The organism is Mycetocola zhadangensis, assembly GCF_003668565.1.
GTDB lineage: Bacteria > Actinomycetota > Actinomycetes > Actinomycetales > Microbacteriaceae > Mycetocola_A > Mycetocola_A zhadangensis.
Window position 1 is genome coordinate 547,691 of sequence record NZ_RCWJ01000002.1, and the last position, 14,215, is coordinate 561,905.

Genomic DNA, 14,215 nt, shown 5'->3' on the forward strand with positions numbered 1-14,215 from the left:
CGGACGCTCCGTGTGCTCCCTAGACCGTGTTGCCCTTCAACCGATGTGTTGCAGAATGCCTTTGTACACACACTGCGGATTTGTGCACGCGAAGCCCGGTTTGGAGCGGCTATCCGTTCCAACCGCGAGCCTGAGCGATTTGCTGTCGCAGTACCGACAAATCCGAACTTCCGTGTTCGTGGGCATGACAAATCCCTTCTCGATGGGTGGGATGCAGCCAAACGTACGCCGCGTGTGCGTCGCACGCCAGCCCCTATGGGCCTGTATCTCCTCCCAACCGTTCCGCCAGAGGTGTAACCAAAGCGCGCCGATGGCATCACGAACGATAGATTGTCCGCGGTAGCAGGTACGTCTTCGGCGCTTCAACGGGAGACCCATGGACACGAGCGTTCGCGGCGTGGTTGACGCCTATTATTCGCAGTTCTTTCTCCGTGTTGGTGAAGACGGCAGGGCCTATATCCCCTGGGGGTCGCCATTGGGGCTGGTCAGCGGGATCGAGCCCGGTTATGTCAGGCTCACCGCTGCTCGGCACTTCGGCGGTGTTTCCGCGGAGGCACAAATATTCTCGAGCCCGCCAGCTCTCCATCCCGCATGGGGCGATGTTGTCGAGTTCTCCATCACAGCAGGGGCGTCCGTCTCGATCGACCCCTGGGACCCCGGCGCAACCGGATTCTCCGTACCTCTAACGCCCGGCGTCACGTATCGCGTCCGCTTCACCATTGTCGATGGAGAAATTGGTTCGCAGCAGTTCCTTCGCGAACCGGAGGCGCAACCGTCCGAGCTCTACCTGCTCCAGTTCTGGCCAGAGCCGTTTTCCGAGGCAGCTGTGCTGAGAAACGAGTCGCCCTGGGCTCAGTACTGGGTGTTCGGTGCCCTCGCGGAAACGATCATTCCAACACTCAGTGCGGTGCCGGCGCCCGAGCGGGCAATGGCTCTCGTTGACCTGGCTTTTCAGGCACATCCCGACGTTGCGAAGCGGGTTCGCAACGGCGAGGAGAGGTATCAAAACGGCATCATTGCCTACCTGCAGGCGCTGCAAACTGCGACATACCACGACCCCGATTTCGCGTACCTCCGGGACGACCCGCAGGTGCACAAGCTCTTGATCGAGCGATACATCGCATCGAAGTGCGCTGGGGACGCGGCAGCAAGAGCTGCCGGACAGCTCGAGGAAAAAGAGAGCGGATGACGGGAATCGAACCCGCGCTATCAGCTTGGGAAGCTGAAGTTCTGCCATTGAACTACATCCGCGTGACGCCCTGCGACGACTTTCGTAATCTTAGCAAGACGGTCCCGATAAACTGACCCCGTGCTTCTCTCCGACCGCGACATCAAGGCAGAGCTGGCATCCGGACGCATCGGCCTTGAGCCGTCCCACTCCGAGATGATCCAGCCTTCGAGCATCGACGTGCGCCTCGACCGCTACTTCCGGCTGTTCGACAACCACAAGTACCCGTACATCGACCCGGCCGAAGATCAGCCCGAGCTCACCCACCTCATCGAGACGAAGCCGGACGAGCCGTTCATCCTGCACCCCGGTGAGTTTGTGCTCGGCGCCACCTTCGAGCAGGTCAGCCTCGCCGACGACATCGCCGCCCGGCTCGAAGGCAAGAGCTCGCTCGGTCGCCTCGGACTTCTCACGCACTCGACCGCCGGCTTCATTGACCCCGGTTTCTCCGGCCACGTCACTCTTGAACTGTCCAACGTTGCAACCCTCCCGATCAAGCTGTGGCCCGGCATGAAGATCGGCCAACTGTGCTTCTTCCGGCTGACCTCACCCGCAGAGAACCCGTACGGCTCGGCCGCATACAGCTCGCGCTATCAGGGTCAGCGCGGCCCGACAGCGTCGCGTTCGTTCCAGAACTTCCACCGCACGGACGTCGGCGTTCTCGATGCCGGCAGCGTGGGCAGCTAACCAGGAAAGGCCACCGCCATGAGTGACTCCGTCGACCTCTCGTTCGCAGATGCACTCATTTCGGATGCTCCCACCGCGAAATACCCCAATCGCATGTCCCGATTCGGTCGCCTCGTCGGCCGATGGAATGTGCACTCACGTCGCATGGACGAAGCAACCGGGCACTGGCACGAATCAGACTTCGTCTGGGTGGTCGGGTACATCCTTGACGGGCAGGCCGTTCAGGACGTCGCGCTCGTGGCAACCGAGGGCGGTTACTCCACGATCGCCACGGCCGTGCGGGTGTATGACCGTGAAATGGGCGCCTGGAGGGTCAGCTATTTCGAGCCGGAACGTGGGGAGTATGCGCACCTGGTGGCGACCGCTCACAAGCGTGATGGCATCCGTCAAGATGGCACGCGGAACGACGGGCTTCTCATTCGCTGGAACTTCTCGAAAATCACCGAGAATACCTACCTGTGGGAGAGCTTTGTCTCGGAAGACGAGGGTGCAACCTGGGTGCTGAACGAGCACAACGAGGGTGTTCGGATTGGTTGATTTCCGCGGCAGGCGGCGGACTCGTGTGGTCTGACGCACCGCGGTGGCCTACAGGTCGAACTTGAACGACAGATCTTCCGGGTAGTCGCCGAGTGCGCTCAGCGTTGCGGCCGTGCGGGAGAGGGCCGCAAGCGTCAGCCCGAGGGTCTGCGGGCCGAAGCTGACGCGGGAGATTCCGAGTTCGGCGAGTCGCTGAAGTGGGATCCCGCCGAACCCACCGATGGTCGAGATGCGACCGTTCACCTCGTCGAGCGCGCGCCGGACCAGGTCTTCGTCGCGCAGGCCCAGGAAGAAAATCACGTCGGCACCGGCGTCGAGGTAGGCGTTCGCGCGGGTGACCGCTTCATCCCAGCTGCCGCCACCGGCGAGGGTGTCGACCCGTGCGTTGATCACCAGCGGGATGCCCGTCGCTTCACCAGCTGCCCGCGCAGCCGCCACGCGTGCGACCGCGTCGTCGATGCTGCGCTGAGGTCCGGTTGCCGACGCGAGGGAGTCCTCGATGTTGATGCCGACGGCACCGGACTCTTCGATCAGGCGGCGCACGTTCTCACCGACGCCGTCTGCGTCTTCTGCGTAGCCCTTCTCGAAGTCCACCGACAGTGGCAGATCGACGGCGCTCGCGATGATGCGGGCCGCCTCGATGGCCTGGTTCACCGTGAGGCCCTCATTGTCCACAACACCGCGCGCGAAGGACACCGAATGCGACGCGCTGGCCAGTGCGCGAACGCCGGGTGCCTCCGACACGATCTTCGCCGTGATGGCATCCCACACGTTCGTGACGATGAGCGGATCGCCCGGCTTGTGCAGGGTGTTGAGCAGTTCGGCCTTCTCGCGTTGAGTCGTCATCCCCTCAGTCTGACGAGTGCGAGCGCCGGTGCGCCACCCGTTGTGCTCAGCGTCAAAATGAACGATGCTGTGGCCACGTGGCAGATACTGCACCGGCCGCGAAATTACAAGACCCCCTACGGGGCACGTAATACTGGTAACCGTTGACTGAATGTGTCGGCGTCGTCCCGATGCCGTCAGCCACGGAGAAAGACGGTACCCGATGAGTGCGAAACCGACCGAGCCTGACCTGACGGCCGTCGTGCGCGCCGACGGAACCGGCACCATCACCGTCGACGGTGTCGCATCACCGGTCTACGCGGGCAGCGTCGCAGACATCCGCGCCACCATCATCGGTCGAGCCACCGACATTGCCTCCACGCGGGGCGAGCCGGTCATCATCACTATCACCGACCTCGACGGCCTCTACCCCCTGCGCGTTGACGCTCGCGGAAGCGTTGAAACCTACGGCAGCATCGTCCCATTGGATCAGATAGCGGATGCCACCCAGCACGCCGATCCAACCGGTCCCGTTTCCGACGAGGCCGGGTCGGGCGCCGCGCCCGCGGCCGAACCCGAAGCGCAGACTGCCCGGACCGCTCAGGCGACCCCGGCCGAGCCGGCAGAGGGTTCTGCCCGGCCCGAGCCGGCGGATGGGGCTGCGCAGGTCGATCAGGTGAGGGGCGTCGAGCCGGAACCGAAGCGAGCGGTGATTCCGCCACCGCCAGACGGTGTTGCGGCATTCGACGCCGCGTTCGACGTGTCGCCTACGCTGGCTTCGAACTCGAACTCGAACTCGAACTCGAACTCGAACTCGGCACCGGCACCGGCACCGGCACCGGCACCGGCCTCCTCACCCCTGCCTGCCCCAGCCGCCGCGCGCCCGCCGGCGCCAGCGCACCCGATGGAAGCCAGCCGCCCGGTCCGGGCGTCAGGCAGTCCGGCCGATCGGAACGATGAGCCAGCGCTCCCCGGCTTGCCCGGCGCACCGCTTCCGGGCGACGCCCCCTCAGAACAGCACATCCCCCACGCCTACTTCCGGAGGTCGACCGAAATGGAAGCCGACAGTAGTACCCAGCCACAGGCATCCGCTTCGCTCGCCAAAGAATCGCACGATCCGCTCGTCACGCCACCGCGGGCCGAGGGCGACGAAGCGCCCACCCTTGACGATTTTCTGCAGTCCCGGCCGGACGCCCCGGTTGGTCCGGCGAAAAATGGCTGGCAGGGCCTCATTCGCCGCGCGACCGGTGGCCTGATCTCGCCGCGGCCGGGCAAGTCTGAGCTCGCGCATCGCAGCGCAGTCGAACGGGTGCAACGCAGTCTCAAGGGACCGCGCACCATTGTCGTGCTCAACCCGAAGGGCGGCGCCCACAAGACCACCGCGACGCTGTTGCTCGCAGCGACGTTCGGTATTCACCGCGGCGGATCGACGCTCGCCTGGGACAACAACGAGACCCGCGGCACCCTCGGTTGGCGTGCGCAGCCGTCGCGGCACACCAACACGGCCGTCGACCTGCTGCGGGACCTTGACCGGTTCAGCGATGTGCGTTCAGCGCGGGTCGGTGATCTGGACAACTACGTGCGCGCACAGGGTGACGCTCAGTTCGACGTGCTCGCCTCGGATGAGGATGCTGCAGCTTCATCGACCATCGACGGGGCGGCATTCCGTGACCTGCATGCGACGCTGAGTCGGTTCTACCGGGTGCTCGTGATCGACACGGGCAACAACATGCGCGCCTCCAACTGGGAAGCGGCCGTCGAAGCCGCTGACCAGCTCGTTGTCGTGACGACGGTGAACGAGGAAACCGCTGCGAGTGCCGCCTGGTTGCTCGACGGGCTGCGGCAAAAGGGGCACCAGGACAAGGTCGCTCAGGCCGTCACCATCCTGTCCTCGCCAGGCGACGCCGTGCAACCCGAACTGTCCCGCCGGCTGCACGACCACTTCGCTGCACTCACGCGCACGGTGCTCGAGGTGCCGTTCGACCCGGGATTCCAGAGCGGCGGGCCACTGAATGTCGACGTGCTGTCGCCGAAAACGCGCGAGGCGTGGCTTCAGGTCAGCGCGGCCGTTGCGGACGGACTGTAGGACGGGGGCTCGGTCGTCAGGAGAGCGACTTGACCATCTCGAGCTCGCGGCGACTCGGATCGAGCACATAGGGGAACGTCTGGCCGGTGTCGCGGTAACCGTGCTTCGAGTACAGCGCGTGCGCTCGGGTGTTGTCCTCGTGAACGTGCAGCGTGATTCGATCTGACCGCTGCGCGGCCCAGCTTTCGATGCTCTCGAGAAGCGCGGCTGTGACGCCAGCTGCCTGTCCGCGGAACTTCGGTGTGACGTAGACACCGACGAGCATCGGCACCGTTGTGAACTCGGGCGTGTACGCGCCCATCGTTCCAATCCACCGACCTTGTTCGGTGATAGCAGCGAGCACGGTTCCACCATCGCTCGCGCCTCGTCGGCCCCGCATCTTCCACTCGGATTCGCCGTGCCTGAGCGCGCTTTCCAGAGTCTCGCCGAATGCGATCGGGGTGTCCTCGAGCATCTCGAGCCGGAGGGCACGCACCTCGCGCCAGTCGTTCTCCGTGGTTGGTCGGATCGAAAAATGGGTATCGCGCATCGACCCAATCTAACCTGAACCCGAGCGCGTTCGCCGGGTGCTGGCGGGACCTCGCTCGCTCCGGAGGTCGCGCGTAGTGTCGGAGCACGACATCCGAATCGCATTCGCTTTTCTCGAAGGGAGATCTCTATGTCCACCTGGCTCATCACAGGCTGCTCGACCGGCCTCGGCCGCGCACTCGCAACGGCTGTGCTCGCGCACGGACACAACGCGGTGGTCACAGCGCGCGATGTTTCCGCGGTGCAGGACATTGCCGATTCCGCGCCGGACTCGGCGCTTGCACTGGCTCTGGATGTGACGGATCCGGCGCAGGTTGCAACGGCGGTTGCTGACGCCGAACGTCGTTTCGGGGTGGTTGACGTGCTGGTCAATAACGCGGGTTATGGCTACCGGTCTGCGGTCGAGGAGGCCGACCCGGTCGACGTTCGGCGGCTTTTCGACACCAACCTGTTCGGAGCCGTCGCGATGATTCAGGCTGTTTTGCCGGGAATGCGCTCGCGGAGGTCCGGCGCGATCGTCAACATCTCCTCAATCGGTGCGCGACTCATGCCGCCCGGCTCCGGTTACTACGCCGCGACGAAGGCGGCACTGGAGGGGCTGTCCGGCTCGCTCAGAAAAGAGCTAGAACCCCTCGGTATTTCGGTCACCGCTGTCGAACCGGGTGGCTTCCGCACTGACTTCGCTGGCAGGTCGCTCACCCAGTCGGCGACAGCGATTCCGGACTACGCCGAAACGGCAGGTAAGCGCCGCAAGGAAAACGACACGGTGCACGGTACGCAACCCGGCAACCCCGGCCTCGGGGCCGAGGCGATCCTTACCGTCGTCGAAGCTCCGGACACCCCGGCGTTCCTGCTTCTCGGTTCCGATGCCGTTGCTGGGTACGAGGCTGCGGTGGAAGCACAACTCACCGAGGTCGCGAAGTGGCGCAACCTCAGCCTGAGCACGGACTATCCGCCCGAAAGCGACTGAGCCTCCAGCTAAGCGCCTGGGCCCGCTGCGACAAACTCTTCGGCTCGGCGGGTGATCGCAGCCCAGTCCTTCGATGCCAGTGCCGCAGCGGACACCAGGTCGCTGCCCGCTCCGACAGCGAGTGCGCCTGCCGCGAACCAATCGCCGAGGTTCTCTGGAGTGACCCCGCCTGTCGGCATCAGGGGCACATCGGGAAACGGCCCGCGCAACGATCGCAGGTACGACGGTCCGCCCAGCGATGCAGGGAAGATCTTCACGACGTCCGCGCCGTATTCGACGGCGGCCATCACTTCGCTCGGGGTCAGCGCCCCGGTAAGCACGGTGCGTCCGGTTGCCTTCATGGCGGCGGTGAGCTCGGGCCGGGATCCCGGGCTGACAAGGAACCGCGCACCGGCGTCCGCCGCCTCGGTGGCCTGATCTGCGGTCGTGACGGTGCCGGCGCCGAGGTAGATACGGTCGCCATACTTCTCGTTGAGCTCTCGGATGACGTGGGCGGCGTCCGGTGTCGAATAGGTGATCTCGAGCCCAGTGATGCCACCGTCCACGAGAGCGTCAGCCGCGCGCAACGCGGTCTCGACGGACGGCGCCCGAAGAACTGCGAGAACCCGGGTTTCCTGAAGGATGGTGAGCGACACAGCGTTGCCTTTCGACGTTCGCGAGCGGATTCGGTACTACCGTTCAGGCTAGCCGCAGCAGGGCACACACGGTCCGTTACCCCGTGGCGCCGCCGCAATGTGTTCCGGGCTGCGGTGTTTCCCTTCGCTCGGTGACCGCCAAGCATCCGACCATATCAGCAGGTCAGTGCATCATTCTCTGTCGGGCTGAACGCCCCCTGCGCCGGTTCTCTCGATCGATGTCGCCCGCTGAGACCGACGGATGCCACGTGCCGACAGCGCGCGGAGCACCAAAACGCCTCGGGCTGTGGCGCAAGCGCGAAACGACGCATTTGGGGAAATAGGTCGGATCTTTGGCCAATTTGTGGCAGAGTTCTCCTGTGCGGAACGTCAGGTTCCTCCCTCCGATGAAGTAGGTGAATGAGCGGTGACCCAACTGCTGAAGGTGAGCGGGATCAGCAAGAGCTTTCCCGGCGTCCAGGCGCTCGAGAACGTGCAGTTCGAGCTGAATCGTGGAGAGGTTCTCACGCTCGTTGGCGAAAACGGTGCGGGCAAGTCGAGCCTGATGAAAATCCTGTCGGGCATCTACGCCAAGGACGCGGGAACCATCGTGCTCGAAGGCGCCGAGGTTGAGATTGACAGCCCGAAGACGGCGCAGCAGCTGGGCATCAGCATCATCCACCAGGAGATGAACCTGATGCCGCACCTCACTGTCGCGCAGAACATTTACATCGGACGTGAACCACGCACTTTCGGGTTCGTCAGCGAGCGCCGACTGAACCGCCAGACCGCTGAGCTGCTCGACCGGCTCGGCATCCACCTCAATCCGCGCAAGCGAGTCGGCGACCTCACCGTGGCGCACCAGCAGATGGTCGAGATCGCCAAAGCACTCTCGTTCGACGCCAAGGTGCTCATCATGGACGAGCCCACGTCGGCCCTGACCGAGTCCGAAACCGAGACGCTCTTCTCACTCATTGAGGGGCTCAAGCTTCGCGGCACCGGCATCATCTATATCTCGCACCGGATGGAAGAGCTGCGCCGCATTGCCGACCGTGTCACCGTGCTTCGCGACGGCCGGTACATCGGCAGCCTCGACAAGGGTGAGATCGACATTCCGACGGTCATCGAGATGATGGTTGGGCGCCACATCGAGGAGGGTGCGCGGCCGACGGCCCGCGAGCACGCTCACGACGATGTTGTGCTCAAGGTTGAGGGACTCAGCACCCGGCACCTGCTCAAGAACATCAACTTCGAACTCAAACGCGGTGAGATTCTCGGTTTCGCGGGCCTCATGGGTGCCGGTCGTACCGAGGTCGCCCGAGCCATCATCGGCGCGGATCCCTCCGAAGGCGCGACGATTTTCGTTCAGGGCAAGAAGGTGAAGATTTCCCAACCGGCGGATGCTGTCGCTCACGGAATCGGATATCTCTCGGAGGACCGCAAGCAGCTTGGCCTCCTGCTCGAGCGCGACGTGAACACCAATGTCCTGCTGGCGTCCCTCAAGGACTACACGGGCCCCCTCGGTTTCATGCGAACGGGTAAAGGTAAACAAAAGTCCCGCTGCTACGTCGAATCGCTCCGGATCAAGACCCCGTCGATTCACGCGGTGACCAAAAACCTCTCTGGCGGTAACCAGCAGAAGGTGGTGATCGCCAAGTGGCTCGCCAGGGACTGCGACATCCTCATCTTTGACGAACCGACGCGCGGGATCGACGTCGGTGCGAAAGAGGAAATCTACCGCCTGCTCAATGACCTCGTGGAGCAGGGCAAATCAATTGTCATGATCTCGTCTGAGCTCCCGGAGGTTCTCAGGCTGTCCCACCGGATCGTCGTGATGGCGGGAGGGCGCATCACCGGGATCCTCAATAACGAAGACGCGAGCCAGGCAAAAATCATGGACTATGCGACCAACATGATCGACGAGAAGAGTAACTAGCAATGAACGCATCTCCCGTTCTCGAGGGAAACCCGAAGACCGACCAGCCAGTGTCAGGCAGGTCGGACAACGCGTTGACTTTCCTTCGGGCGAAACTCCAGCAGTCGCTGGCCTTCGGCACACTCATCGTCCTCGTGATCTTCTTCTCCATCGCGAGTGAAAACTTCTTCCAGTGGTCGAACATCTCGAGCATTCTTCTCGCGACGGCCGTCATCGGAATTCTCGCGCTCGGCACGACGTTCGTCATCATCACCGGCGGCATCGACCTGTCCATCGGAACGGGAATGACCCTCGCCGCAGTGATGACCGGCATCTTCCTGGTGAATATGCAGCTGCCTCTTCTTGTCGGTGTGATCGGTGGACTGCTGACCGGGGCGCTCATGGGTTTCATCAACGGCGTCAATATCGCCATCCTGAAACTGCCGCCGTTCATTGCCACACTCGCAATGATGATGATCGCCCAGGGGCTCGCGCTCGTCATCTCAGGCGTTCGGCCGATCTACTTCTCGGGTGTCGACGGGTTCAAGGACATCGCACTCGGCACCCTCATCCCTGGCCTGCCGAACGCCGTTCTCATCCTGTTCATCCTGGCCATCGTCGCCTACCTCCTGCTCAGCAAGACGCTCTTCGGCAGGTACACCTTTGCCATCGGAAGCAACGAGGAAGCAACCCGCCTTTCCGGCGTGAACACCCGCAAGTGGCTCATTGTTGTCTACACGGTCGCCGGGCTGTTCACAGGGTTCGCCGGCGTTGTCATCGCTTCGCGGCTCGATTCGGCGCAACCGCAGATCGGCATGGGGTACGAACTTCAGGCCATCGCGGCCGTGATCATCGGCGGAACGTCGCTCCTCGGCGGCAGGGGCTCGATCATGGGCACCGTAATCGGTGCGCTAATCATGAGTGTGCTGATCAATGGACTGCGCATCATGTCCATCCAGACGGAATGGCAGAACGTTGTCGTCGGAGTCGTCATTCTCATCGCCGTGTTCACCGACACCCTTCGTCAGCGGAGGTCAGCCAGCTAGTCCCACGAACCGGGAAAGGGCGTGCAGCACCCGAGAGGCCGGGCTGCCCTTTCCCCGCACATCGCGAAGTCGATTGCACCGGCAGGAGCGTTCTGCCATTTTCGGTCACTCACCAGATATCACAGTCGCGTCGGCCGTTTTCGGTCGACCTCGAAACAACAACGGAGTTATTCGAATGAAAACAGGTAAAAAAGTCACGCTCTTCGCGGCTGTGGCCGCGTTGTCGCTCAGTCTTGCCGGCTGTTCAGGTGCCGGTGACGCCGCAGAAGCAGGCGGGTCAGACGACGGGGAGATCACCATCGCGCTGGTGTCGAAAGGCTTCCAGCACCAGTTCTGGCAGGCCGTCAAGCAGGGAGCCGAGCAGCGGGCTGAGGAGCTCGGTGTGACAGTGACGTTCGACGGCCCAGCCGCAGAGACCGAAATCGACGGCCAGCTGCAGATGTTGCAGGCAGCCATCGATAAGAAACCGGATGCCATCGGTTTCGCTGCTCTCGACCCTGAAGCGTGTATTCCGCTGTACGAAAATGCGGAAGCAGCAGGCATCCCCGTCGTTGAGTTCGACGCGGGTTGCTCGAGTGATTATGGGCAGGCCATCGCCAAAACAGACAGCCTCGGTGCCGGCGCGCTCGCCGCCGACCGTATGGCTGAACTCATCGGCGGGGAAGGTGAGGTCGCCATCGTCGGCCACAGCCAAATCAACTCGACGGGTGTCGAGCGCCGTGACGGCTTCATCGATCGCATCGAGTCGGAGTACCCCGATATCGAAATCGTCGACACCCAGTATGGTGACGGAGACCACCTCAAGTCGGCAGACATCGCCAAGACGATGATCCAGGCACACCCTGACCTCAAGGGCATCTACGGCACCAACGAGGGGTCCGCTATCGGAGTCGTCAACGCAGTCGGGGAGCTTGGACTTGGTGAGGACGAACTGACCATTGTTGGGTTCGACTCCGGCCAGGCACAGCTTGACGCCATCTCGGACGGGACCATGGCCGGTGCCATCACCCAGAACCCGATCGGTATCGGTGAGGAGGTCGTTCAGGCCGCGTACGACATCATCAACGGCGACACGCCAGAAGAGGTCATCGACACAGGCTATTTCTGGTACGACGCCGCCAACATCGAAGACGAGGAGATCGCCGCGGTCCTCTATAAGTAACGCCACATCACCAGGCAACAAGGCCCCTTCCCGGTTTTCGGGAAGGGGCCTTGTTTCGTCCAAACGAAGGGCTTGTGATTTATCTCGTGAGTAGGGCGTCCACGTCGTCTCGGTGCGGCAGACTCGGCGACGCGCCTCGGCGCGTGACGGTGAGGGCACCGGCACCCATCGCGCGGGCGATCGCATCGTGCAGGTCGAGGCCTCCGGCGAGAGAGGCACCGAGGTATCCGGCGAACGCGTCACCAGCGGCCGTGGTGTCGACCGCATCGACGGGAATCGAGATGAAGCGCTCGACACGGTCGGCAGTGACGAGCACCGCTCCAGCAGCCGCCATCGTGATGAGGGCACTCTTAGCGCCCCTCGCCGTGAACCAGCGGCCAGCATCGATTGCGGATGCCTCATCGGTCACAGCGATACCGGTGAGGATTGACGCTTCTGTCTCATTCGGGGTGACGATGTCGACGAGCGGCCAGATCGCTTCATCGAGTGTCGCGGCAGGCGCAGGGTCGAGGATGACGGTGAGCCCGGCATCGTGAGCCTTGCGAATTGAGTACTGGGTGAGCGCCCACGGGATCTCGAGCTGAGTGAGCAGAACCCGGCAGGACGAACCGAGGGCGCTGAACGCCGCGTCGACCTGTTCCTCGCAGAGTGACGAATTGGCGAGCGGAACCATCACTATGTCGTTCTCGCCTGAGTCGTCCACACGAATGTGGGCGACACCGGTCGGGCCCGATACCGTGCGGACGTTGTCGATGTTCACCCCGGCGTCGCGAAGGCCACCAACAGCGAGGTCAGCGAAGACATCCGAACCGACGCACCCCACCATGTGGGCGCTTCCGCCAGCGAGACCGGCCGCGACCGCCTGGTTCGCGCCCTTGCCTCCGAGAACGAGGGTGAAATCGTTCCCCAGGACCGTCTCGCCACGGGCCGGAAGTCGTGAGGAGAACGTGGTCACGTCGACCGTGATACTCCCGACGATCAGCACCCCGGTTGGCGCGGACGTCGGCGACGGGGGCTGGCTCATCTGTGCCTTTCGAGGAAGCGACCACGTGCCGCGATGCGCCCGGCTCTGGGTGCTGCGCGACCGTCATCACATTATGACGGGTGCGGCGTGCGCCCGCTTTTGAGGTCGGGCGTGAGCCGTGGCGGTTAGGAGTCGCCCCGCAGTCGTTGCTGGTTCGCCTTGACCGGGATGAGGAGCAGCAGGCCGATAAAGATGACCAGGACGATGCCGAGGATGCCCCAGTACTGTTCTCCTCCGACCGTGATGAACAGGGCGAATGCCGTCGGTGCGAGGAACGAAACGGCACGTCCGGTGGTGGCGTAGAGACCAAACACCTCGCCTTCGCGGCCGGCCGGGATGAGGCGAGCCAGGAACGAGCGGGACGCTGACTGCGCAGGGCCGACGAAGAGGCAGAGTGCAAGCCCGAAGATCCAGAACATGATCTGGCCGCCGTCGTGCAGGAAGAAGACAGCCAGACCGGCGAGGACGAGGCCGATGAGCGATGCCATGATCACCGGTTTCGCGCCGAGCTTGTCGTCGAGCAGTCCGACGGTGATGGTGGAGATTCCCGCGACCACGTTGGCGGCAATGGCGAAGATGATTACCTCGCTCGCGGTGAATCCAAACCAGCCAGCGGCGAGCACCCCGCCGAACGTGAAGACGCCAGCCAGGCCATCACGGAAAACGGCGCTCGCCAGCAGGAAGTAGACGGTCTGGCGGCTCTCGGTCCAGAGCCGTTTGATGTCCTGGTAGAGCCGGGGGTACGACGCGAAGAAGCCCACTTTCGCCCGTCGAGCGCCGACGCCCCGGTATTCCGGAACGGCGAGCAGGACAGGCAAGGCGAACAGGCCGAACCAGATTGCTGACACCAGGACCGTGACACGAATGTCCATTCCGTCCTCGCCCGTGATGCCGAACACGCCAACCTCGGGCGAGATCAAGCCGAAATAGACGATGAGGAGAAGGACGATCCCGCCGAGATAGCCGAGGCCCCAGCCGATGCCGGAAACCCGGCCGATGGTCTTCGGTGTTGACACCTGAACGAGCATGGCGTTGTAGTTGACCCCGGCAAACTCGAAAACGACGTTGCCTGCCGCGACAAGCAGCAGGCCGAGCCAGAGAAAGTTCGGGTCGGGCTGGACGAAGAACATACAGGCGGTGATCGCCACAACGATGTACGTGTTCACGGCGAGCCAGAACTTGCGGCGCCCCGAGCTGTCGGAACGCTGACCGGTCACGGGGGCTAGGAGTGCGATGAGCAGTCCAGCACCGGCGAGAGCCCAGCCGAGCTGAGCGGACACAGCCGCTTCGTCTCCGAACGCATCGCTCGTGAGATAGACGGTGAAGACGAATGTGGTCACGACGGCGTTGAAGGCGGCGGAACCCCAGTCCCAGAGTCCCCAGGCGAGAACCTGCTTTGCGGGGGTTTTGTCCGGGGCCTCGGACAGGGCGGCTGCCGTCGATGGTGCTGCCTCATTGCCGGCGTTCGTCGTCATGCTGCTCAGGTTACTTGGCGCAAAGAAACTGGGAGGTGAACGCCGCCCGTGTCGAGTGAGCGTTCGGGTCGCTGCCGCACGCCTGGGCTGATTCTCGGTGGTGAGAGAACGGATGCGA

General features: G+C 63.5%; 13 protein-coding genes and 1 tRNA gene. 8 read left to right on the plus strand and 6 right to left on the minus strand.

The features are described 5' to 3' along the window. Window positions 1–376 precede the first annotated feature (376 nt). A complete protein-coding gene (locus tag D9V28_RS09220; RefSeq protein WP_121659403.1) occupies window positions 377–1,189 on the plus strand; it encodes a hypothetical protein in 813 nt (270 codons plus the stop codon). Here the strand turns inward: D9V28_RS09220 and D9V28_RS09225 are convergent. Further along, a tRNA-Gly gene (locus D9V28_RS09225) sits at window positions 1,181–1,251 on the minus strand. The genes D9V28_RS09220 and D9V28_RS09225 overlap by 9 nt on opposite strands. A gap of 58 nt (window positions 1,252–1,309) precedes the next feature. On the opposite strand from D9V28_RS09225, the gene dcd reads away from it, so the two are divergent. After that, window positions 1,310–1,915 carry a dCTP deaminase gene (gene dcd, locus D9V28_RS09230; RefSeq protein WP_121659404.1) on the plus strand — a complete coding sequence of 202 codons (606 nt, stop codon included), beginning with the start codon at window positions 1,310–1,312 and terminating at the stop codon, window positions 1,913–1,915. 18 nt (window positions 1,916–1,933) lie between these two features. Further along, complete coding sequence (locus D9V28_RS09235; RefSeq protein WP_121659405.1) at window positions 1,934–2,452, plus strand: hypothetical protein; 519 nt, start codon at window positions 1,934–1,936, stop codon at window positions 2,450–2,452. 48 nt (window positions 2,453–2,500) lie between these two features. Here the strand turns inward: D9V28_RS09235 and D9V28_RS09240 are convergent, their stop codons facing one another. Next, the gene (locus D9V28_RS09240) at window positions 2,501–3,298 is read right to left on the minus strand and encodes an isocitrate lyase/PEP mutase family protein (RefSeq protein WP_121659406.1); all 798 of its coding nucleotides are present in this window, start codon (window positions 3,296–3,298) and stop codon (window positions 2,501–2,503) included. A 202-nt stretch (window positions 3,299–3,500) separates the two neighbouring features. Between D9V28_RS09240 and D9V28_RS09245 the strand changes: the two genes are divergently transcribed. After that, window positions 3,501–5,363, plus strand: a complete 1,863-nt coding sequence (locus D9V28_RS09245; protein WP_121659407.1) for a MinD/ParA family ATP-binding protein — start codon at window positions 3,501–3,503, stop codon at window positions 5,361–5,363. Window positions 5,364–5,379: 16 nt separating this feature from the next. Here D9V28_RS09245 and D9V28_RS09250 read toward each other — a convergent pair whose 3' ends face one another. Next, entirely contained in the window at window positions 5,380–5,892 is a 513-nt protein-coding gene (locus D9V28_RS09250) for a GNAT family N-acetyltransferase (RefSeq protein ID WP_121659408.1), read from the minus strand. Between the two features lie 129 nt (window positions 5,893–6,021). On the opposite strand from D9V28_RS09250, the gene D9V28_RS09255 reads away from it, so the two are divergent. After that, on the plus strand, window positions 6,022–6,861 hold the full coding sequence (locus D9V28_RS09255) for an oxidoreductase (protein ID WP_121659409.1): 840 nt from the start codon (window positions 6,022–6,024) through the stop codon (window positions 6,859–6,861). Window positions 6,862–6,869: 8 nt separating this feature from the next. Here the strand turns inward: D9V28_RS09255 and D9V28_RS09260 are convergent, their stop codons facing one another. After that, window positions 6,870–7,496: a bifunctional 4-hydroxy-2-oxoglutarate aldolase/2-dehydro-3-deoxy-phosphogluconate aldolase gene (locus D9V28_RS09260; RefSeq protein ID WP_121659410.1), complete on the minus strand. Its 627-nt coding sequence runs from the start codon at window positions 7,494–7,496 to the stop codon at window positions 6,870–6,872. Between the two features lie 406 nt (window positions 7,497–7,902). On the opposite strand from D9V28_RS09260, the gene D9V28_RS09265 reads away from it, so the two are divergent. From D9V28_RS09265 to D9V28_RS09275, 3 genes are all read left to right on the plus strand, one after another. Beyond that, window positions 7,903–9,411 carry a sugar ABC transporter ATP-binding protein gene (locus D9V28_RS09265; protein ID WP_121659411.1) on the plus strand — a complete coding sequence of 503 codons (1,509 nt, stop codon included), beginning with the start codon at window positions 7,903–7,905 and terminating at the stop codon, window positions 9,409–9,411. 2 nt (window positions 9,412–9,413) lie between these two features. Further along, window positions 9,414–10,436: an ABC transporter permease gene (locus tag D9V28_RS09270; protein WP_121659412.1), complete on the plus strand. Its 1,023-nt coding sequence runs from the start codon at window positions 9,414–9,416 to the stop codon at window positions 10,434–10,436. 175 nt (window positions 10,437–10,611) lie between these two features. Continuing rightward, a complete protein-coding gene (locus D9V28_RS09275; protein WP_121659413.1) occupies window positions 10,612–11,598 on the plus strand; it encodes an ABC transporter substrate-binding protein in 987 nt (328 codons plus the stop codon). Window positions 11,599–11,677: 79 nt separating this feature from the next. Here D9V28_RS09275 and D9V28_RS09280 read toward each other — a convergent pair whose 3' ends face one another. Then, window positions 11,678–12,622 carry a ribokinase gene (locus tag D9V28_RS09280; RefSeq protein ID WP_121659414.1) on the minus strand — a complete coding sequence of 315 codons (945 nt, stop codon included), beginning with the start codon at window positions 12,620–12,622 and terminating at the stop codon, window positions 11,678–11,680. 125 nt (window positions 12,623–12,747) lie between these two features. Beyond that, on the minus strand, window positions 12,748–14,097 hold the full coding sequence (locus tag D9V28_RS09285; protein WP_121659415.1) for an MFS transporter: 1,350 nt from the start codon (window positions 14,095–14,097) through the stop codon (window positions 12,748–12,750). Between the last annotated feature and the right edge of the window lie 118 nt (window positions 14,098–14,215).